Source organism: Streptomyces mashuensis, assembly GCF_014654785.1.
Classification (GTDB): Bacteria; Actinomycetota; Actinomycetes; order Streptomycetales; family Streptomycetaceae; genus Streptomyces; species Streptomyces mashuensis.
This window is the reverse complement of sequence record NZ_BNBD01000021.1, coordinates 49,325-69,516: the sequence shown is the minus strand read 5'-3', so window position 1 is coordinate 69,516 and position 20,192 is coordinate 49,325. Positions and strand designations below refer to the sequence as shown.

Annotated in this window: 21 protein-coding genes; 12 read left to right on the top strand and 9 right to left on the bottom strand. The window is 74.2% G+C overall.

Features of this window, described 5'->3' with window-relative positions; all coding sequences use genetic code 11:
- Positions 1-136 precede the first annotated feature (136 nt).
- A complete protein-coding gene (locus tag IE305_RS30405) occupies positions 137-898 on the top strand; it encodes a MerR family transcriptional regulator (RefSeq protein WP_190133042.1) in 762 nt (253 codons plus the stop codon).
- Positions 899-976: 78 nt separating this feature from the next.
- Here IE305_RS30405 and IE305_RS30400 read toward each other — a convergent pair whose 3' ends face one another.
- From IE305_RS30400 to IE305_RS30390, 3 genes are all read right to left on the bottom strand, one after another.
- Positions 977-2,698, bottom strand: a complete 1,722-nt coding sequence (locus IE305_RS30400) for an acyl-CoA dehydrogenase family protein (RefSeq protein WP_190133041.1) — start codon at positions 2,696-2,698, stop codon at positions 977-979.
- A 60-nt stretch (positions 2,699-2,758) separates the two neighbouring features.
- The gene (locus IE305_RS30395; RefSeq protein ID WP_190133040.1) at positions 2,759-3,331 is read right to left on the bottom strand and encodes a PadR family transcriptional regulator; all 573 of its coding nucleotides are present in this window, start codon (positions 3,329-3,331) and stop codon (positions 2,759-2,761) included.
- An 82-nt stretch (positions 3,332-3,413) separates the two neighbouring features.
- The gene (locus IE305_RS30390; protein WP_190133039.1) at positions 3,414-4,034 is read right to left on the bottom strand and encodes a TetR/AcrR family transcriptional regulator; all 621 of its coding nucleotides are present in this window, start codon (positions 4,032-4,034) and stop codon (positions 3,414-3,416) included.
- A gap of 112 nt (positions 4,035-4,146) precedes the next feature.
- Here IE305_RS30390 and IE305_RS30385 point away from each other — a divergent pair, with 112 nt between their 5' ends.
- From IE305_RS30385 to hypA, 11 genes are all read left to right on the top strand, one after another.
- Positions 4,147-5,181, top strand: coding sequence for an aldo/keto reductase (locus IE305_RS30385; protein WP_190133038.1), 1,035 nt, complete (start codon positions 4,147-4,149; stop codon positions 5,179-5,181).
- Positions 5,182-5,277: 96 nt separating this feature from the next.
- Complete coding sequence (locus tag IE305_RS30380; RefSeq protein WP_190133037.1) at positions 5,278-5,736, top strand: hypothetical protein; 459 nt, start codon at positions 5,278-5,280, stop codon at positions 5,734-5,736.
- 105 nt (positions 5,737-5,841) lie between these two features.
- A complete protein-coding gene (locus IE305_RS30375) occupies positions 5,842-7,305 on the top strand; it encodes a hypothetical protein (protein WP_190133036.1) in 1,464 nt (487 codons plus the stop codon).
- Complete coding sequence (locus IE305_RS30370) at positions 7,277-7,585, top strand: hypothetical protein (protein WP_190133035.1); 309 nt, start codon at positions 7,277-7,279, stop codon at positions 7,583-7,585. Before IE305_RS30375 ends, IE305_RS30370 begins: the two co-directional genes overlap by 29 nt.
- Positions 7,582-8,670 carry an NADH-quinone oxidoreductase subunit B family protein gene (locus tag IE305_RS30365; protein ID WP_190133034.1) on the top strand — a complete coding sequence of 363 codons (1,089 nt, stop codon included), beginning with the start codon at positions 7,582-7,584 and terminating at the stop codon, positions 8,668-8,670. Before IE305_RS30370 ends, IE305_RS30365 begins: the two co-directional genes overlap by 4 nt.
- Positions 8,671-8,700: 30 nt before the next feature.
- A complete protein-coding gene (locus IE305_RS30360; protein WP_190133033.1) occupies positions 8,701-10,500 on the top strand; it encodes a nickel-dependent hydrogenase large subunit in 1,800 nt (599 codons plus the stop codon).
- Positions 10,493-11,047 (top strand): NifU-related iron-sulfur-binding protein, encoded by a 555-nt coding sequence (locus IE305_RS30355; protein WP_190133032.1) that lies wholly within the window; start codon positions 10,493-10,495, stop codon positions 11,045-11,047. The genes IE305_RS30360 and IE305_RS30355 overlap by 8 nt, the downstream gene beginning before the upstream one ends.
- Positions 11,044-11,661 carry a DUF5947 family protein gene (locus IE305_RS30350; protein WP_190133031.1) on the top strand — a complete coding sequence of 206 codons (618 nt, stop codon included), beginning with the start codon at positions 11,044-11,046 and terminating at the stop codon, positions 11,659-11,661. The genes IE305_RS30355 and IE305_RS30350 overlap by 4 nt, the downstream gene beginning before the upstream one ends.
- Before the next feature lie 17 nt (positions 11,662-11,678).
- Complete coding sequence (locus tag IE305_RS30345) at positions 11,679-11,885, top strand: hypothetical protein (protein ID WP_190133030.1); 207 nt, start codon at positions 11,679-11,681, stop codon at positions 11,883-11,885.
- A gap of 15 nt (positions 11,886-11,900) precedes the next feature.
- The gene (locus IE305_RS30340) at positions 11,901-12,047 is read left to right on the top strand and encodes a hypothetical protein (RefSeq protein ID WP_190133029.1); all 147 of its coding nucleotides are present in this window, start codon (positions 11,901-11,903) and stop codon (positions 12,045-12,047) included.
- Between the two features lie 16 nt (positions 12,048-12,063).
- Positions 12,064-12,528, top strand: a complete 465-nt coding sequence (gene hypA, locus IE305_RS30335; protein ID WP_190133028.1) for a hydrogenase maturation nickel metallochaperone HypA — start codon at positions 12,064-12,066, stop codon at positions 12,526-12,528.
- Here hypA and qcrB read toward each other — a convergent pair.
- The 6 genes from qcrB to hypB form a co-directional block, all read right to left on the bottom strand.
- On the bottom strand, positions 12,465-14,120 hold the full coding sequence (gene qcrB / locus IE305_RS30330; RefSeq protein ID WP_190133027.1) for a cytochrome bc1 complex cytochrome b subunit: 1,656 nt from the start codon (positions 14,118-14,120) through the stop codon (positions 12,465-12,467). The two genes, hypA and qcrB, sit on opposite strands and share 64 nt — an antisense overlap.
- 269 nt (positions 14,121-14,389) lie before the next feature.
- The gene (gene hypE, locus IE305_RS30325; protein ID WP_308440289.1) at positions 14,390-15,484 is read right to left on the bottom strand and encodes a hydrogenase expression/formation protein HypE; all 1,095 of its coding nucleotides are present in this window, start codon (positions 15,482-15,484) and stop codon (positions 14,390-14,392) included.
- Positions 15,477-16,598, bottom strand: a complete 1,122-nt coding sequence (hypD, locus tag IE305_RS30320; protein WP_190133026.1) for a hydrogenase formation protein HypD — start codon at positions 16,596-16,598, stop codon at positions 15,477-15,479. The genes hypE and hypD overlap by 8 nt, the downstream gene beginning before the upstream one ends.
- Positions 16,599-16,602: 4 nt before the next feature.
- The gene (locus IE305_RS30315; protein ID WP_190133025.1) at positions 16,603-16,914 is read right to left on the bottom strand and encodes a HypC/HybG/HupF family hydrogenase formation chaperone; all 312 of its coding nucleotides are present in this window, start codon (positions 16,912-16,914) and stop codon (positions 16,603-16,605) included.
- Between the two features lie 53 nt (positions 16,915-16,967).
- The gene (gene hypF / locus IE305_RS30310; protein ID WP_190133024.1) at positions 16,968-19,424 is read right to left on the bottom strand and encodes a carbamoyltransferase HypF; all 2,457 of its coding nucleotides are present in this window, start codon (positions 19,422-19,424) and stop codon (positions 16,968-16,970) included.
- Complete coding sequence (hypB, locus tag IE305_RS30305; RefSeq protein ID WP_190133062.1) at positions 19,424-20,158, bottom strand: hydrogenase nickel incorporation protein HypB; 735 nt, start codon at positions 20,156-20,158, stop codon at positions 19,424-19,426. The genes hypF and hypB overlap by 1 nt, the downstream gene beginning before the upstream one ends.
- Positions 20,159-20,192 lie beyond the last annotated feature (34 nt).

The window sequence follows — 20,192 nt, the reverse complement described above, 5'->3', positions numbered from 1 at the left end:
GCGGCGGGCCGTTGGGTGACCGTCCGGCAAAATCCGTGGCGGACGGGGGTTGAAGCTGCCGTAGCGGCAACTCCTACTGTTCCCGCCAGGGCCGGAGAGACCGGCCCGACCAGGGGCGGATGTGAGGGGGACGGCCATGGAGTGGCCGATCGCGGAGGTGGCGCGGATGTCGGGCGTGACGGCCCGGACGTTGCGGCGCTACGACGAGACCGGCCTGCTGCCACCGGCCCGTGTCGGCGCCAACGGGCGCCGCCACTACGGGGGGCGGGAGCTGTTGCGGTTGCAGCAGATCCTGGTGCTGCGGGCCCTGGGCCTGGGGCTGCCGGACATCCGGCGCGTCCTGGACGAGCAGGTGGACGAGGTGGAGGCCCTGCGCGGGCACCACCGCCGGCTGCTCGCCGAGCGCGACCGGCTGGACGCCCTGGCCGGCACCGTCTCCCGCACGATCGCCGGCCTGGAACGGTCACGGAAGGACGGCACACCCATGACGAGCATCAACCGGCCGGAGAACCTCTTCGACGGGGTCCGGCCCGAGACGTACCTGGCGAGCCTGCGGGACTTCCCCGGGCTGGCCGCCGACGTCGAGCGGCACACGGCGGGCAGCAGCGAGGCCCGGATCGAGGAGGGGCACCGCGCACGGACCGCGCAGATGATCCGGCTGGCGGAGCTGATGGCCGCGGGCACGCCCGCGGACGCCGTGCCCGTCCAGGCGGAGATCGACGCCCAGTACCGGGCACTGAGGCGGGTGCGTCCCGCCTCCCTGGAGGAGTTCCGCGCGATCGGCCGCTCCTGCGTCGGCAACGAGCCGTGGCGCGCCGCCTACGAGGCCGTCGCGCCGGGCCTGGCCGCCTACCAGCGGGACGCCGTCGAGGCGTACGTGACGGCCAGGCTGGGCTGAGCCGGCGAACGCCGCGTGGGCCCGAGAGAAGCGGGCCCACGCGGCGTTCACCCGGGGAAACGGTGGACCGTTACCGCGTCACGGCGCCATCTCGTACGTGCCGGACAGCGCCTCCACGCGCTGCCAGACGCGGGCCGAGCGGGCCTCGTCGACGACGGGGCGGCGGACCGCGCCCAGGGCCCAGCGCTGCTGGTCCTCGGTGGCGGAGTCCTTGCCGTGCAGTTCGACGGCGTGCGCGGAGAAGTCGCGGACGAGCACCGCGAACAGCTCGTCGAGGACGTCCTCGTCCAGGCCGGTCAGGCCCGCCTGCTCCAGGATCAGCTGGCCGTGCACGACGAGCGCGAACAGCTGGCCGACGGCGAGGAGCAGGTCCAGGTCGCGGCTCTGCTCCTTGCCGGGCGCGGCGGTGGTGACGAACGTGCACAGCGCGTCGGCCTGCTCCCGGAACCGGGCCACGTTGGGCACGTGGGCGTACGCGTCGTACGCGGTGCGCCAGTCGTGGAAGCGGATGGCGCCGAGGCCGCGGGCCGGGCCCTGCCGGAAGAGGAAGGCGTCGTCGGCGGCGTCGAGACGGGTGGGGACGGGCGCGTACTCGGCCGGGTTCAGCAGGTGGTTGCCCATGAACTTGAGGATCAGGGCGAGGTTGACGTGGACCGTGCCCTCCAGCTTGGGCAGGCCACGGATCTCGCTCGCGGCCTGCGCGAAGTAGGTGTCCTTCTCGAAGCCCTTGGCCGCGATGACGTCCCACATGAGGTCGATGACCTTCTCGCCCTCGGTGGTCACCTTCATCTTCGTCATGGGGTTGAAGAGCAGGTAGCGGCGGTCGTCGGGGCCGGCGGAGCGGAAGTAGTCGACGGCGCGGTCGCTGAACAGCTTCATGCCGACGAGGCGGACGTAGGCGTCGGTGAGCTCGCGGCGCACGTGCGGGAAGGCGGTGACGGGGCGGCCGTAGAGGATGCGGTTGTGGGCGTGGGTGACGGCCTCGTACATCGCGTGCTCGCAGATGCCGATCGAGGCGGTGCAGAGATTGAACTTGCCGACGTTGACGGTGTTCAGGGCGGCGTCGAAGGCGGCCTGCCCGGTGTGGAGGACGTCCTCGGCCCGGACGGGGTAGTTCTCCAGGCGGAACTCGCTGACGTACTTCGAGGAGTCGACGACGTTCTTCACCAGGTGGTACGCCTCGTGGCGGCTGTCGGCGGCGAAGAAGACGTACCCGTCGGGCCCCTCGACGTCGGTGCGGCGGCCGAAGACGGAGACGAGGCCGGCGGCGTTGCCGTTGCCTATGTAGTACTTGGAGCCGGTGGCGCGGAAGCCGCCCTCGCCGTCGGGCTCCAGCAGCATGTCGGTGGAGTAGATGTCGGCGCCGTGAGTCTTCTCCGACAGGCCGAAGGCGAACACCTCGCCCTGCTCCAGCAGTTCGGCGGCGCGGGCGCGCGCGTCGGCGTTGTCGCTCTGCCAGACGGGGCCGAGGCCGAGGATGGTGACCTGCCAGGCGTACCAGTAGTCGAGGCCGTAGAAGCCGAAGATCTCGTTGAGGGCGGCGATACGGGCGGTGTCCCAGCGCTTGTCCGTGCTGTCCCCGGCGGCCGCGGCGGGGGTCAGGAACGTCGCGAACAGGCCCTCCTTGGCGGAGAACGCCAGGAAGTCCGCGAGCCAGGCGCGGGAGCGGTAGTCCTCGATCAGCCTGCGCTTGCCGCGCTCCTCGAACCAGTCGACGGTGGCGCGCAGCAGCCGGCGGGTCTCGGGGTCGAAGTGCGCCGGGTCGTAGGTGCGCGGGTTGAACAGCAGCTGGTCGGCCATGGACGGTCGCCTTTCCGGCTCGGGTGGACTCGGGGGTGGGACGAAAGACTGGACGAGGGACTACTGGTGCGGCGTGCTGCGCCCGGCAGCGATCCGGCGGAGCGTGGCGAGGACGTCGTCGAGCCAGGCGAGCGTCATGCGCTCGTAGGCGATGCCACCGCGCAGCACGACGTGCTGGAGCTCCTGCCCGGCGTCGAGCGTCCCGGCGGCGCCGGGCCCGGTGAAGTCGCGCTGCTCGCCCGCGAGGTAGTGGGCGAGCCGGTCGGCGTGCACCCGGTGGTGCCGTTCGACCTCGCGGATGAGTGCGGCCGGGTCGTCGAAGGCCGCGCCGCGGATCTTCACGGCGAGGTCGTGCCGGATGCTCTCCGGCTCGACCGGCTCGTGCAGCCACCGGGAGAGGACCTCCCGGCCGGGCGCGGCGACGGAGTACTCCTTCTTGTCCGGCCGGCCCTGCTGGGCGACCTCGCGGACGTCGATCCAGCCGTCGCTCACCATCCGCTTGAGGACGCGGTAGATCTGCTGGTGGGTGGCGGTCCAGAAGTAGCCGATGGACCGTTCGAAGCGGCGGGCCAGCTCATAGCCGGAGCCCGGCTTCTCCAGCAGGGAGACGAGGATCGCGTGCTCGAGCGCCATGCCCTGGATCCTCTATGCAACTCGTTTCATAGGCAAGGGTGACCGGCCGGGTGAGACGCGGCTCACCCGGCGTCACCGCGCATCACGACTCCGGCGTCACGAAGGCCCCGGCCCGCGCGGCCGCCGCGGCGGAGCGGGCGGCGCGGTCCGCGCTCGCCCGGTCGAGCGGCAGGCCGGTGGTGAGCAGGCGGTAGTAGAGGGGCGCGGAGACGGCGCGGACCACCTCGCGGGCGTCGGTGCCGGGGGGCAGTTCGCCCCGCTCGACGGCCTGCTCGACGCAGGGCGCCCATTCGCCGACGCGGATCTCGTAGAAGCGGTGCAGCGCGGCGGCCGTGCGGGGGTCGAAGGCCGCGGCGGCGAGCACGGCCTTGAAGAGCGGGCCCTGCCGCGGGTCGGCCAGGGTCCGCTGGACCAGCCGGGCGTTGGCCTCCAGGTCGCCGAGGAGCGTGCCGGTCTCGGTGCGCGGGAGCGACTGCTCGGCCATGTCGGCCAGCAGGTCGGCGACGAGGCCGGCGGGGGTGCCCCAGCGCCGGTAGACGGTGGTCCTGCCGACCTCCGCGCGGCGGGCGACGTCGGCGAGGTCGAGGGCCGCGAGGCCCCCTTCGGCGAGGACGTCGCCGGCGGCCTGCAGGACCGCGGCCCGTACGCGGGCGGTGCGTCCACCGGGGCGGAGGGTGCCCGGCTCCCCACTGTCGGCAGCCATAAAGGGACTCCTGTTCCATTAGTCGGCCGTCTCTGCTACGTTGATCCCATCCTAACGGGACCACAGACCCGTTAGGCGATGATGCGGATGATGCAACGTGGAGGGGAACGTCATGGAATACAGGAAGCTGGGCGCGTCCGGGCTCACCGTGCCCGCCCTGAGCTTCGGCGCCGGCACCTTCGGCGGGCGCGGCGAGCTCTTCGGCGCCTGGGGCGACACGGACACCTCCGCGGCCCGCCGGCTCGTGGACATCTGCCTGGAGGCCGGCGTCACCATGTTCGACACCGCCGACGTCTACTCGGCGGGGGCGTCCGAGGAGATCCTCGGCGCCGCCCTCAAGGGGCGCCGCGACGAGGTGCTGATCTCCACCAAGGCCGGCCTGCCCATGGGCGACGGCCCCTGGGACGCCGGCACGTCGCGCTCCCGCCTGATCCGCTCGGTCGAGGACGCGCTGCGCCGCCTCGGCACCGACCGCATCGACCTCTTCCAGCTGCACGCCTTCGACGCCGCGACGCCCGTCGAAGAAGTGCTGTCCACCCTCGACGACCTCGTCCGGGCGGGCAAGATCCGCTACACCGGCGTCTCCAACTTCTCCGGCTGGCAGCTGATGAAGTCCCTCGCCGCCGCCGACCGCCACGGCCACCCCCGCTACGTGGCCCACCAGGTCTACTACTCGCTCGTCGGCCGCGACTACGAGTGGGAGCTCATGCCGCTCGGCATCGACCAGGGCGTCGGCGCCGTCGTCTGGAGCCCGCTGGGCTGGGGCCGCCTCACGGGGAAGATCCGCCGCGGCCGGCCGCTGCCGGAGCGCAGCCGCCTGCACGACACGGCCGACTACGGCCCGCCCGTCGAGGACGAGCACCTCTTCCGCGTCGTCGACGCCCTCGACGCCATCGCCGAGGAGACCGGCCGCACCATCCCGCAGATCGCCCTCAACTGGCTGCTGCGCCGCCCGACCGTCTCCTCCGTCATCATCGGCGCCCGCGACGAGGCCCAGCTGCGGCAGAACCTCGGGGCGGTCGGCTGGAGCCTCACCCCCGAGCAGGTGGCACGGCTCGACGCGGCCAGCGCCAGGACGGCCCCGTACCCGTACTTCCCGTACGAGCGCCAGGAGGGCTTCGCCCGGCTCAGCCCGCGCGCCGTGTGACCGTGCGTCCATCGGTGGCTTTCCCGTGCCGCCGTGGCACATCTCCGCCGCGCACCGGGCACAAGGCCCGGGAGAACCGAGGAACGAGGTGATCCCATGGTGCGTCCGGGGCGGCTGGCGGCCGATGCGGGTGTGGGGCTGGCGGCCGGCCTGGCCGGCACCCTGGCCATGACGGTGAGCAGCACGGTGGAAATGCGGCTGCGGGGCCGCGAGGCCGGCAGCGCACCCGCCGACGCGGCGGGGAAAGTGCTCGGCGTGGAGCCGGTGGACGAGGCCGGCGCGGCCCGCTTCTCCCGGGCCGTCCACTACGGGTACGGCACCGGCTGGGGCGCGGTACGCGGCGTGCTGGCCGGCCTCGGCCTGCGCCCGGTCGCGGCGACGGCGGTGCACCTGGGCCTGGTGTGGGGCGGCGAGCTCGTCACCCTGCCGGCGCTCGGCGTGGCGCCTCCGGTGACCCGCTGGCGGCCCCCGGAGGTGGCCGCCGACGCGTGGCACCACCTGGTGTACGCCGTGACGACCGGCATCGCCTACGTCCTCCTCGACCGCGACCGCTGAACCGCCCCCGCCCCGTCACCCCCCTGCCGCGCCCGGGAGGCGGGCGGGGGCGGGCGGGGTGACCGTGGTGCCGTACCGGCCGCTGCGGCCGTGGGAGGAGGCGGCATGACCGGCGACCGCGACACCGGCGGGGCCGGCGATCCCTTCGCCGCCCTGCGCGCCGTGGCCGACGCCGTCCTCTACGAGGGCTACCTGCTCTACCCCTACCGGCGGTCGTCGCCGAAGAACCGGGTGCGCTGGCAGTTCGGGGTGCTCACGCCGCGGCCCTGGGCCGAGGCCGACGGGCCCGTCCGGCACGCCGGCGTGTCGGGGGCGGTCGACACCTGGTACCAGCAGACGGAGTGCCTGGTGCGGGCGGCGCCCACCGCCGTCGTGCGGCTGAGGGTGCGCCACCTGCAACTCCAGCGGAAGCAGGCCGAGGAACGGGACGCGGAGGGCCGGTACCGGCCGGTGGTCTCCCTGGAGGCGGACGGCGCCGTGCACCTCACGTTCGACGAGGCCGTCCCGCACGAGACGGACCTGGAACTCCCGCTGGCCGGCCTGCTGCGGGAGGAGGTGCGCCGTCCCGTCGGCGTTCCCGCCGGCGAGGACACCGAGGTGCTCGCGGGCGGCCGGGGACGCGTCGTACGGACCCGGTACCGCGCCGACGCGGTCACGGCCGTACGCGCCGAGCAGCTGCCGGCGCACCCCGGGCTGTACCGCCTCCGCGTCCGTACGGAGAACACCGGCACCGTGCCCGGCCCGGGCGCCCCGCGCACCGAGGCGCTGCGGCACGCGCTGATCGCCACCCACACCTTCCTGGGCGGCGACGGGCTGGAGTTCCTGTCCCTCACCGACCCGCCGGCGGAGGCCGAGGCACTCGCCCGCGACTGCCGCAACGTGCACACGTTCCCCGTCCTGGCCGGCGCGCCGGGCACCCGTACCGCCGTGCTGTCGGCGCCGGTGATCCTGCCCGACCATCCGCGGGTGGCGCCGGAGAGCCCGGGCGACCTGCACGACGCGGCGGAGATCGACGAGATCCTGACCCTGCGCACGCTGCTGCTGACCGACGAGGAGAAGCGGGAGGCGCGGGCCACCGACGCGCGCGCCGCGGGCATCCTCGACCGCGTCGAGGCCCTGCCCCCGGAGGTCCTGGGCCGTCTGCACGGCGCCATCCGCTCCCTGCGCCCCGCACGGCCGTCCGAGCCGTACCAGCCGTCCCGGGGCAGCGGGCCGGCGTGGTGGGAGGAGGGCGGCGACGACGGGCTCTGCCCGGCCACGGACACCGTCCTGGTCGACGGCGTGACGGTGGGCAGGGGCAGCAGGGTCCTGCTGTGCCCGAGCGGGCGCGGCGCCGACGCGCAGGACATGTTCCTCGCCGGCCGGTCCGCCCGGGTGGCGGCCGTCCTGCACGACGTGGACGGCAGCGTGCACGTGGCCGTCACGGTCGACGACGACCCCGCGGCCGCACTCCACGGCTGGTACGGCCGCTTCCACCACTTCCGCCCCCACGAGCTCCGGCCGCTGGGCCCCGGCCCCCGACCCGACCAGGAACGGTGCGATGGACGCCCTCGAGTTGCTGAAGCATGACCACCGCATGGTGGAGCAGCTGTTCCGCGACTACCACGCCGCGTACTCCGACGAGCAGCGGCGGGGCGTCGCCGAGCTGGTCGTGCGGGAGCTGTCCAAGCACGCGGCGCTGGAGGACCTGGACGAGCTCGGCCGGCTCCTGGACGAGGCCAAGCGGGTCGCGCCCACCCGGCCGCACCCGCACGCCCCCGAGGAACCGCCCGCCCTCACGCTCGCCGCGCCCCTGGCGGCGGCCTACGACCGGATCCGGGACCGACTGCAACGGAGGCCGAGGACATGAGCACCCAGAGCGGCACCACCGACGCCGGCCGGGAGCCCTCGCGGGCCGAACGGCGGGAGGGTTTCGACGAGGTCCACATCCTCTGGATCTCGGAGGGCATGAGCTGCGACGGCGACACCGTCTCGGTGACGGCCGCGGGCCAGCCCTCGATCGAGGACCTCGTCATGGGCCTGGTCCCCGGGATGCCCACGGTCCACCTGCACAACAAGGTGCTGTCGCCCAGCCAGGGCGGCGAGGACTTCCTCGCGCCCTACCGGGCCGCGGCCCGGGGCGAGCTGACGCCGTTCATCCTGGTCATCGAGGGTTCCGTGCCCAACCAGAACGTCATCGAGGGCGACGGCTACTGGACGTCGTTCGGCAACGACCCCGACACCGGGGAGCCGCAGACCCTCAACTGGTGGATCGACCACCTCGCGCCCAAGGCGTGGGCGGTGGTCGCCGTGGGCACCTGCGCCGCGTACGGCGGCATCCACGCCATGGCGGGCAACCCCACCGGCTGCATGGGTCTGTCGGACTACCTGGGCTGGGACTTCAAGTCGCAGGGCGCGCTGCCGGTGGTCAACGTGCCCGGCTGCCCGGTGCAGCCGGAGAACTTCATGGAGACGCTGGTGTGGGTGCTGTACCACGCCGCCGGCTCGGCCCCGCCCCCGCCGCTGGACCACATGCTGCGCCCGCAGTGGCTCTTCGGGAAGACCGTGCACGAGGGCTGCGACCGGGCCGCCTACTACGAGCAGGCCGACTTCGCCAAGGACTACAACTCCCCCAAGTGCCAGGTGAAGGTGGGCTGCTGGGGGCCGGTGGTCAACTGCAACGTGCCGAAGCGGGGCTGGATGGGCGGCATCGGCGGCTGCCCCAACGTGGGCGGCATCTGCATCGGCTGCACCATGCCGGGCTTCCCCGACGCGTTCATGCCGTTCATGGACGAGCCCGCGGGCGCCGCGATCTCGTCGCTGCTCGTCAAGCCCTACGGCGCGGTGATCCGGCGGCTGCGCGGCATCACCAACATCGCCGTCAACCAGGAACCCAAGTGGCACCACAACCGGCCGGAGCTGACCAGCGGCTACGACCCGTACTGGCGCCCCTGAGCGCCGGCGAGAGAACGAGGTGAGACCGACATGACGGCGACCGATGACCGGGCCCGGCCCGCGGAGCGCAAGCCGGCGCAGATCGTGGACATGTCCTGGGACCCGATCACACGGATCATCGGCAATCTCGGCATCTACACGAAGATCGACTTCGCGAACCGGGAAGTGGTCGAGTGCCGCAGCACCTCGTCCCTCTTCCGCGGCTACTCGGTGTTCATGAAGGGCAAGGACCCGCGCGACGCCGGCTTCATCACCTCGCGCATCTGCGGCATCTGCGGGGACAACCACACCACCTGCTCCAACTACGCCCAGCAGATGGCCTACGGGGTGAAGCCGCCGCCGCTCGCCGAGCACATCGTCAACCTCGGCGAGGCCGCCGAGTACATGTTCGACCACACGATCTTCCAGGACAACCTGGTCTTCGTCGACTTCTGCGAGGCGATGGTCAAGGCCACCAACCCCGGTCTGCTGGCCCGCGCCGAGCGGACCGGGGCGCCGCACGCGGCGCTGCACGGCTACCGCACCATCGCGGACGTCATGCGGGCGTTCAACCCCTTCGAGGGCGAGGTGTACAAGCAGGCGCTCAAGGTCAGCCGGGTGACCCGCGAGATGTTCTGCCTCATGGAGGGCCGGCACGTGCACCCCTCGACGCTCTACCCGGGCGGCGTGGGCACGATGCCGGAGCCGACCGTCTTCACCGACTACCTGTCCCGGCTGCTGAAGGTCCTGGACTTCGTCAAGCAGGCCGTGGCCATGAACGACGACGTCTTCGACTTCTTCTACGAGGCGCTGCCCGGCTACGAGGAGGTCGGCCGGCGCCGCATCCTGCTCGGCTGCTGGGGCGCCTGGCAGAACTCGGACGTCTGCGACTACCGCTACGAGACGATGGACGAGTGGGGCCGCGCGATGTTCGTGACCCCGGGCGTCGTCGTGGACGGCGAGCTGCGCACCAACAGCCTCGTCGACATCAACCTCGGCATGCGCATCCTGCTGGGCAGCTCCTTCTACGAGGACTGGGCCGCCGAGCAGCCGTTCGTCACGCACGACCCCCTCGGCAACCCGGTCGACATGCGGCACCCGTGGAACCAGACCACCGTCCCCGCGCCGCAGAAGCGCGACTTCGACGGCAACTACAGCTGGGTGATGAGCCCCCGCTGGTACGACCGGACCTCCGGCGAGCACCTGGCGCTCGACACCGGCGGCGGCCCGCTCGCCCGGCTCTGGTCCACCGCGCTCAACGGGCTGGTCGACACCGACTACGTCAAGGCCACCGGCCACAGCGTGCGGATCACCCTGCCGAAGAGCGAGAAGCTGCCGGAGACCACCCTGGAGTGGCGGATCCCCCGGTGGAGCAACACCATCGAACGCGACCGGGCCCGCCCCTACTTCGTCGCCTACGCCGCCGCCATGGCGTTCTCCTTCCTGGAACGGGCGCAGCGGCTGGTGCGTGGCGGCGACGTCAGGGTCTTCGAGGACTTCGACGTGCCCGACGAGGCCATCGGCTGCGGCTTCCACGAGGCGGTGCGCGGCGTCCTCTCGCACCACCTGGTGATCAAGGACCGGAAGATCGCCAACTACCACCCGTACCCGCCCACACCGTGGAACGCCAGCCCCCGCGACAGCTTCGGCACGCCCGGCCCGTACGAGGACGCCGTGCAGGGCCAGCCCATTTTCGAGGAGAACGGGCCCGACGACTTCAAGGGCGTCGACATCATGCGCACCGTCCGCAGCTTCGACCCCTGCCTGCCCTGCGGCGTCCACATGTACCTCGGCAAGGGGAACACGCTGGTCGCCACGCACTCCCCCACCTTCGGGGCGAGCCATGGCTGACGCCCGCCGGCTCGACGACGCCGCGATCGCCCGGTGCCTGACCCGCGCCGACGAGCTGCTGGGACAGGTCGAGGCGGCACCCGGGCCCACGGCGCGGGCGGCCCTGGAGGCCGTACGGGTCCTCACCGAGCTGTACGGCGAGGCGCTGGCCCGCGTCCTGGACCGGGCCGGGCCGCCGCTGGTGGAGAGCCTCGCCGGCGACGACCTCGTCGGGCACCTGCTGGTGCTCCACGGCATCCATCCCGACCCGGTGGACCGGCGGGTGGCCCGCGCCGTCGAGGCGCTGCGCCCGGCCGTGCGCGAGCGCGGCGGGGAGCTGGAGCTCGCCGGGGTCGAGGGGGGCGTGGCGCGCTACCGGCTGACGGTCAAGGGCTGCGGCTCGGCGGCGGCGGGCGTCGAGGAGGCCGTACGGGAGGCGGTGCTCGCGGCGGCCCCCGAACTCGCCGGCGCAGAACGCGTCCCCGAGGGGCCGCCGCCGCCCGCGTTCGTGCCCCTCGACGTCGTGACGCGCCGCCCGGCCGCCGTCGGCCCCGGGGAGCCGGCGTGACCGCCGGGGCGCTGGCCCGCCTCGTGCGCGACGCCGCCGGGCGGCGGGCGGAGGAGGCCGCGGACCGCTGCGAACTGTGCCGGGCCGTCCTCGACGGGGAGCACCGGCACCTGCTGGACACCGCCCGGCAGGAGCTGCTGTGCGCGTGCCGGGCCTGTGCGCTGCTCTTCGCCGACAGGGCCGCGGGCGGCGGCGCCTACCGGCTGGTGCCGCGGCGGCGCGTGCGGCTGCCGGCCGTCGCCACCCGCGCCCTGGGCGTCCCGGTCGGGCTGGCCTTCTTCGTCACCGGCCGGGAGGAGGGGCAGGGGCAGGGCCAGGAGAAGGTGACCGCCCATTACCCCGGTCCCGCGGGCGCCGTCCGGTGGGAGGCGGACCCGGTGGCCTGGCGGGAGGCGGTGGCGGGCGTACCGCGGCTGGCCACGCTGGAGCACGACGTGGAGGCGTTGCTCGTCAACACCGCCCGTGGCCTGCGCCACCACTGGATCGTCCCGGTCGACGACTGCTTCCGCGTGGTGGCGCTCGTCCGGCGGGAGTGGCGGGGGCTGTCCGGCGGCGACCGGGTGTGGCCCGCGGTCGAACGGTTCTTCGGCGGGCTGACGGAACGGGATCCCTAGAGGTGAGGAGGAACGCGATGGGCACGATCAGGGTCGGCAGGCCGGACGTGAAGCCCGACACCCCGGGCCACGTCAAGGGCATGCACCAGGGCAACAAGGGACGCACGTACCGGCAGCCGGGACATCACAAGGACGGCACGGCCGACTCCCGGCGGTCGACCGGCATCCACTGGAAGAAGCACAACGCCATCATGAAGATCATGCCGAACCTGCCCCCGGGCTGACAGGAGGAACCGACCATGGCGAAACGCATTCTGCTGGCCCAGGTGGCGCTGGTGGGCGGGGCGGCCCTCGTCCTGCTGGCCAAGGAGATGCCGGGCCTGGTGCGGGAGGTGCGGATCTGGCGCATGGCCGGCTTCCGCGCCGGCGGCCGCCACCCCCGCTGACCACCGGGGCCCGGCCGTGCACGAGTTGTCGGTCGCCGCGGCGATCATCGAGCGGGCGGCGGACTGCGCCCGCGAGCACGGGGCCGCCGCGGTGACCGTCGTACGGGTACGCGTCGGCGAACTCTCCGGGGTGGTGCCGGACGCCCTCGCGTTCTCCTTCGACGTGGCACGCGAGGGCACCCCGCTGGCCTCCGCCCGGCTGGAGGTCGAGCAGGTCGCCGCGCGCGCCCACTGTGCGGCGTGCGCGGCGGACTTCGCGGTGGGCGTGCCGCCGTTCCTCTGGTGCCCGCGCTGCGACCGGCCGTCGGCGGAGCTGCGCAGCGGCCGTGAGCTGGAGATCGTCGCGGTGGAGCTGCCGGCCGCGGAGGCCGGTGTGCCCGAGGAGGACCGGGCCCGCCGGGTGGGCACCGGGCCGCCTCACGCCGGTGAGTCGGCCCCGGCCGCCCGCCCCGCCTCCTCCGGGTCCGCCGCCAGCGCCTGAACCGCCCCGGCCTGCTGCTCGGTCACCGGCAGCGGGACGCGGGCGCCGAAGTACCAGGCGCTGAGCCGGTTGCGGATCCGGTGCCTGTGGAAGAAACGGCCGGGCTCGGTGCCGTGGGTGCGCGGCCGCGGCGTGTCGCGCATCAGGATGCGGTACGCCTCCGCGCGGCCCAGGCCCACCCGTCCCTCGCGGTGGCCGTCCGCCGCGGCGAGCCGTACGACCCCCGTCCCGGTGGCCTTCTCCAGGCGCCGGCGGTCCGCCGCCTGGAGCGACAGGCACAGCTGTTTCGTCGCCCGGTAGGTGAGCAGCGGCCCCACGACCAGCACCATCCGGAAGGCATACGTCAGCCCCTCGACCGGCAGGCGGAGGACGTACGCCAGCACATCCTGCGCCCCCGCCATCAGCAGCACCGCGTAGAAGCAGACGCCCGCCGCGCCCAGCGCCGTGCGCGTGGGCTGGTTCCGCGGCCGGTCGCACAGGTGGCGCTCCCGGCCCGGGCCGGTGACCCACCGTTCCGCCCACGGGAAGAGGTAGAGGCCGCCGAAGAGCACGGCCGGCAGCACGACGCCGGGGAGGAACACGTCCCAGGCGATGGTGTGCCCCGCGACGTGCGTCTCCCAGGCGGGCATGAGGCGCAGGGCGCCCTCCAGGTAGCCGACGTACCAGTCGGGCTGTGCCTCGGTGGACGCCCGGTCGGGGCGGTACGGCCCGAACTCCCAGACGGGGTTGACCTGGAGGAGCCCGCCCAGGGCGAAGAGGACGCCGGCCACGGTGCAGAACAGGCCCGCCGACTTCGCCATGTACTGCGGGAAGAGGGGCCGGCCCACGACGTTGCGGTTGCTGTGCCCGGGCGCGGCCCAGTGCGTGTGCTTCAGCTTCACCACCAGCCCCAGGTGCACCCGGACCAGGAGGAGCAGCAGACCGGGCACCAGCAGGACGTGGGCGTAGAACAGCCGGGGGATGATGTCGTGCCCGGGGTACTCGCCACCGAAGAGGAACAACGCCAGGTAGGTGCCGGCGACCGGGATCGAGAGCACGATGCCGTGCGCGGTGCGCAGCCCGGTGCCGGACAGCAGGTCGTCGGGGAGCGAGGAGCCGCAGAAGCCCTCCAGCAGCGCCAGCAGGAACATCGTCAGGCCGATCGTCCAGTTGGCCTCCCGCGGCCGGCGGAACGCGCCGGTGAAGAACACGCGCAGCAGGTGGCACCCGATGGCGGCCACGAACACCAGGGCGGCCCAGTGGTGCGTCTGCCGGACCAGCAGCCCGCCGCGCACGTCGAAGCTGATGCGCAGCACCGAGTCGAACGCGTGCGACACCGGCACGCCCCGCAGCGGCCCGTAGGGGCCCAGGTACGGGATGTCGCTCATCCCCGCGCGGAAGAACAGGGTCAGCCACAGTCCCGTGACCACCAGGACGACGAGGCTGTAGAGGGCGATCTCGCCGAGGAGGAAGGACCAGTGGTCGGGGAACGCCTTGCGGACGTACCCCGTGGCCCGCGACACGAGGGACAGCCGCCGGTCGGCGGCGGAGACGAGGCGCTCCCCACGCGTCGCCGCCGGGCGGCGCCCCCGGTCGTGTTCCGGCCCTGCCACGGTGGCCTCCTCGGGTCGGTCCGCAGGTGACGGCTCGTCGAGCTAGCCGTGTCCTGGCGGGTGGCGGGCAAAACGCCCGGTGGGCCGTCCGGGGGACACCGTCCCCCTGCGTGCGCGGGCGGGCCCCGGCTCCGCGTGCGCGCCGCTGTCCCGTCTGCGTCATGAGAGGAGACGAGCAGCCCGGCCCCGCCCGGGAGGACGCCATGGCCCTCCGCGGCGGCGGCGGTCCGGCAGGCCGCTGCGGGGAAGGGGGTTCCGGCGCGGCCGGTTCAGCAGATGCGGGGCAGTTGTTCGCCCAGCGGCAGGTCGACGACGCGGGTGCCGCCCAGGGCCGTCGACACCACGACCGTGCCGGGGTGCTCCGCCACGCACTCGCCGATCACCGTGGCACCGGTGCCCTGGGGGTGGGCGCGCATGGCCTCCAGCACGGCGTCGGCGGCGGCGCGCGGTACGAACGCCACCAGCCGCCCCTCGTTGGCGATGCAGAGGGGGTCGAGGCCCAGGAAGCCGCAGGCGTTCGCCACCGGTTCCGGGACGGGCACGGCCCGTTCGGCCAGCCGTACGCCGGTGCCGGAGGCGCGGGCGATCTCGTTGAGCGCGGCGGCCAGGCCGCCCCGGGTGGGGTCGCGCAGGACGTGGACGTCGGGGGTGACCGCCAGCATGGCCGCCACCAGGCCGGCGAGGGGCGCGGTGTCGCTCGTCACCTCGACCCCGAACTCCAGCCCCTCCCGCACGCTCATGACGGCCACCCCGTGCAGGCCGACCGGGCCACTGACGATGACGACGTCGCCGGGCGCGGCCCGCTGGGGGCGGATGTCCACCCCGTCGGGCACCACGCCGATGCCGGAGGTGGTGACGTACAGGCCGTCGCCGTGCCCCTTCTCCACCACCTTGGTGTCACCGGTGGCCACCACGACGTCCGCGGCCCGGGCGGCGGCGCCCATGGCACGGGCCACCCGCCCGACCACCTCGAGCTCCACGCCCTCCTCCAGGACGAACGCGGCGGACAGGAAAGCGGGCCGGGCACCGCTCATGGCCAGGTCGTTGACGGTGCCGTTCACGGCGAGGTCGCCGATGCAGCCGCCGGGGAAGAACAGCGGCCGCACGACGTAGGAGTCGGTGGAGAAGGCGAGGCGGGCGGTGCCGGGGCCGCTGCCCAGGTGCAGTACCGCCGAGTCGGTCAGCGCCGCGAGGGTCGCGTTGCCGTACGCGAGCGCGAAGACCTGCTCGACGAGTTCGGCGGAGAGCGCGCCGCCCCCGCCGTGCCCCATGACCACCACGGGCTGGTCGTGCAGCGGGGCGGGACAGGTCCAGGACGCCGGGTCGACCGGAGCCGGTGACGTGGGGGTCGCCGTGTCAGCCAACAGGGTTCGCCTCCTTCTGGTGCGGCGCGGTCGTGCGCCGGTAGAGGTGGTACGCCGCGCAGGCCCCCTCGTTGGAGACCATGGTGGCGCCCAGCGGGGTGCGGGGCGTGCACGCCGTCCCGAACGCCGGGCACTCCGGCGGCTTGATCAGGCCCTGCAGGACGTCGCCGCTGCGGCAGACGGCCGGTTCCTCGGTGCGGATGCCGGTCACGTCGAAGCGGTGCTCGGCGTCGTAGGCGCGGTACTCCTCCCGCAGCCGCCAGCCGCTGCCGGGGATGGGGCCGATGCCGCGCCAGGCGCGGTCGGTCACTTCGAAGACCTCCTCGATCATGCGGAGGGCCGTGGGGTTGCCCTCGTCGCGGACGGCGCGCCCGTAGGCGTTCTCCACCCGGTGCTCGCCGCGCTCCAGCTGGTGCACGGCGCGGCGGATGCCTTCGAGGATGTCCAGCGGTTCGAAGCCGGTGACCACGACCGGTACGCGGTGCCGTGCGGCCAGGGCCGGGTATTCACCGGTGCCCATGACGCTGCACACGTGCCCGGCGGCGAGGAAGCCCTGCACGCGGCAGGACGGCGCCGACATCACCGCCTCGATCGCGGGCGGCACCCGGACGTGGGAGACGAGCATGCTGAAGTTGCGCAGGCCCAGCCGCCGGGCCCGGTGGACGGCCATGGCGTTGGCGGGCGCGGTCGTCTCGAAGCCGATCGCGAAGAAGACGACCTGCCGCTCCGGGTGCCGGCGGGCGAGCTCCAGGGCGTCCAGGGGCGAGTACACGACGCGGACGTCGCCGCCCTCGCCCTTGACGCGGAACAGGTCCCGGCCGGTGCCGGGCACGCGCAGCATGTCGCCGAAGGAGCAGAAGACGACGCCGGGGCGGGAGGCGATGGCGAGCGCCTTGTCGATCGTCTCCAGCGGGGTGACGCAGACGGGGCAGCCGGGCCCGTGGATGAGTTCCAGGCGGTCCGGGAGCAGTTGGTCGATGCCGTGCCGGATGATGGAGTGGGTCTGGCCGCCGCACACCTCCATCAGGGCCCAGGGGCGCGTGACGGTGGCCCGGATCTCGTCCAGGAGCGTCCGCGCCAGCCCCGGGTCGTTGAACTCGTCGACGTACTTCACGGGGTCACCCGCTTCCTTCCTCCGCCTCGGGCCCGGCGGCGGGCTCCAGCTCGGCCGCGGCCCGTTCCCAGGCGTCGCCGAACTCCTCCTCCAGCAGCCCCAGCTGCTCGAACAGCTCCAGGGAGGCCCGGGCCGACTCCTCGTCCAGGCGTTGCAGGGCGAAGCCGACGTGCACGATGACGTACTCGCCGGCCTGGGCGTCGGGGACGTAGTCGAGGCACACCTCCTTCTGCACGCCGCCGAAGTCGACCAGGCCCGTCACGGTGTCGTCGCGCTGCTCGACGGCCAGGACCCTTCCGGGTACCGCCAGACACATGTGGCTCTCCTGACTGTGTGGTCCCCCGTGTCATCGCTTGCGAAGGGTGCTTCTCAGGGGCCGGCCGCCGGCCGCTCCCGCGCCGCCACCAGGAGCTGGCCGAGGGCCAGTCCGCCGTCGCCGGGCGGCACCTCGCCGTGCCGGAGCACCTCGAAGCCGTCCGCCGCCAGGAGCGCCGTGCACGCGTCCTCCAGCAGGGCGTTGGCGAACACGCCGCCCGTGAGGGCGACCGTGCCGATGCCCGTCTCCCGGCGGGCCCGCCGGCAGAGCTCCGCCACCGCCGCCGCGAGGCTGCGGTGGAAGCCGGCCGCGAGGACGGCGGGCGGTACGCCGCGCCGCAGCCCCGCGGTGAGGGCGCGCAGCACCGGGGAGGGGTCGAACAGCAGGGGGGCGGGCGGACCGTGGGCCGTCGCCGGCCGCCGGCCGGAGGGCGCGCTGCCGATGCCGAACGCTGTGCGGGACCCGCTGTCCGGGGTGGCGTCCCAGGCGGTGGTGGCGACGGCCTCCAGCGCGACGGCCGCCTGCGCCTCGTGGCCGGCCCGGTGGCACAGGCCCAGCAGGGACGACACGGCATCGAACAGGCGGCCCACGCTGGAGGTCGGCACGCAGGCGGTGCCGCGCTCCAGCTGCCGGCCGAGCAGGGCGAGTTCGCCGGACGTGCAGGCGGCCACGCTGGGCAGCCGGCTCTCCCACGGCACCCCGGCGGCCCGCAGCCGGGCGAGGGCGACGCGGCAGGGGTTGGCGACGCCGGCGTCGCCGCCGGGGAGCGGGGCGGGCGCGAGGTGGGCGAAGCGGCGGTGGCCGTCGTAGTCGGCGAGGAGCACCTCGCCGCCCCAGATGGTGGCGTCGTCGCCGTAGCCGGTGCCGTCGAAGGCGACGCCGATCACGGGGCGGCTGCCGTCGAGGCCGTGTTCCGCCATGGCGGAGGCGATGTGGGCGTGGTGGTGCTGCACGAGGCGCAGCGGCAGGCCGGCGGCGGCCCGGTGGCGTGCGGCGCGGGTGGAGTGGTAGCCGGGGTGGCGGTCGGCGGCGATGATGCGGGGGCGGACTCCGGTGAGCCGCCGCAGGTGCTGCTCGGCCCGCCGGTGGGCCTCCTGGGTGGCGAGGTCGCCCATGTCGCCGATGTGCTGCGAGAACCATGCCTGGTGGCCTTCGCCCAGGCAGAGGGTGTTCTTCAGGTCGCCGCCGGCGGCGAGGGCGGGGAGCAGGGGGACGGGGACGGGCAGGGGCCGGGGGACGTGGCCGCGCGAGCGGCGCAGCACCTGGAGGGTGCCGTCGGGGCGTACGCGCAGCACGGAGTCGTCGCACGGCGCTTCGATGGGGCGGTCGTGGGACAGCCAGGCGTCGGCGATGCCGGCGAGCCGGGTGAGGGCGTCGCGGTCGTCGGTGAGGACGGGTTCGCCGGAGCGGTTGCCGCTCGTCATCACCAGCAGGCGGGGGCCCGGCGGGTCGCCGGGCAGGCCGAACAGGAGGTGGTGCACGGGGGCGTAGGGCAGCATGACGCCCAGGTAGGGGCTGCCGGGGCTGACGCCGGGGGCGGGCCGGGGGGCCGGTGCGTCCGCGCGGGGGCGCAGCAGGACGACGGGTCGGCCGGGGCCGGTGAGGGCCTCGCGTGCGGCGGGGGTGACGACGGCGACGCGGGCGGCCTCGTCGAGGCCGGCGCACATCACGGCGAACGGTTTGTCGCCGCGGGCCTTGCGGGTGCGGAGGGCGGCCACGGCTGCGGGGTCGGAGGCGTCGCAGGCGAGGTGGTAGCCGCCGATGCCCTTGACGGCGAGGATCCGCCCGGCGGCCAGCATGCGGCGGGCGGCGGTGAGGGCGTCGTCGCCGTGGAGGGGCGAGGAGCCGTGGCCGGGGGCCGGGGTGAGGGTGAGCCGGGGGCCGCAGTCGGGGCAGGCGAGGGGCTGCGCGTGGAAGCGGCGGTCGGCGGGGTCCGCGTATTCGCGGGCGCAGGCCCGGCAGAGGGGGAACGCGGCCATGGTGGTGGCCGGCCGGTCGTAGGGCAGCGACCGGACGATGGTGAAGCGGGGGCCGCAGTGCGTGCACGTGATGAAGGGGTGCCGGTGGCGGCGGTCGGCGGGGTCGGCCAGTTCGCGCAGGCAGGCGTCGCAGGGGGCGGTGTCGGGGGGCAGCTGGGCCCGGCCGGTTCCGCCGTGGTCGTGGTCCTGGTCGTGGTCGTGCTCGTGGGAGGGGCGGATGGTGAAGCCCTCGGTGCCCGCCGGCGGGACGTCGGTGGCGTGCAGGCCGGTGACGGCGGCGAGGGGAGGCCGTTCGCGGGGCAGCCGGGAGCAGAACGCGGCGACGGCGTCGGGGTGGCCTTCCACCTCGACGAGCACGCCGTCGGGTGTGTTGCCGACGTGGCCGCTGAGGGCCAGCTCGGTGGCGAGCCGGTGCACGAAGGGGCGGAACCCGACGCCTTGGACGACGCCGGTGACGGTGAGGCGGCGGCGTACGGCAGCGGGAGGTACGCCTGGGGGTGCTGGGGTGGTGCGGCTCGCCAGGGCGTCCATCAGGCGGGGGCGGTGCGGGTCGTGGTGGCGGTGCCGTGGGTGCCCGCCGGGCCGCCCAGGGCCGGCGCGTGGGGCGGGGCGCCCGCGCGTACGGCCAGGACGTGGTCGAGGAGGGCGCCGGCACCGGTGCCGGTACGGGCGCTGGTGCGGACCACGGGCACGCCCGGGTTCACGCGCGCCACGTTCGCCGTGAACGCCGCCTCGTCGAACCCGGCGGGCTCGGCCAGGTCGGTCTTGGTGAGCACGACGAGGTGGGCGGAGCCGAAGGCCGTCGGGTACTTGAGCGGCTTGTCCTCGCCCTCGGTCACGGCCATCAGTACGACGCGGAGCGTCTCGCCGAGGTCGTAGGCAGCGGGGCAGACGAGGTTGCCGACGTTCTCCACGAAGAGCAGTTCGGTGCCGGCGGGCAGCCACCCGTCCAGGTGGCCGCGCACCTGCCCGGCCTCCAGGTGGCACAACCCGCCGGTGAGCAGCTGTTTCACGGGGGCGCCGGAGCGTGCCAGCCGGCGGGCGTCGTTCTCCGTGGCCAGGTCGGCGGTGAGCGCGGCGGCCGTCAGGCCGCCGTCGAGGGCGCGGCGCAGCACCTGGCCCAGGAGCTCGGTCTTGCCGCTGCCGGGGCTGGACATCAGGTTGACGGTGGTGACGCCGCGTCCGGCCAGGTCGGAGCGGAGGGTGGCGGCGAGGCCGTCGTTCTTGGCGAGGACGGCCTGCTGGACGTCGACGGACCGGCACATCATGGGTGCTCCCTGGCGGTGTCGGCGGGCGGGG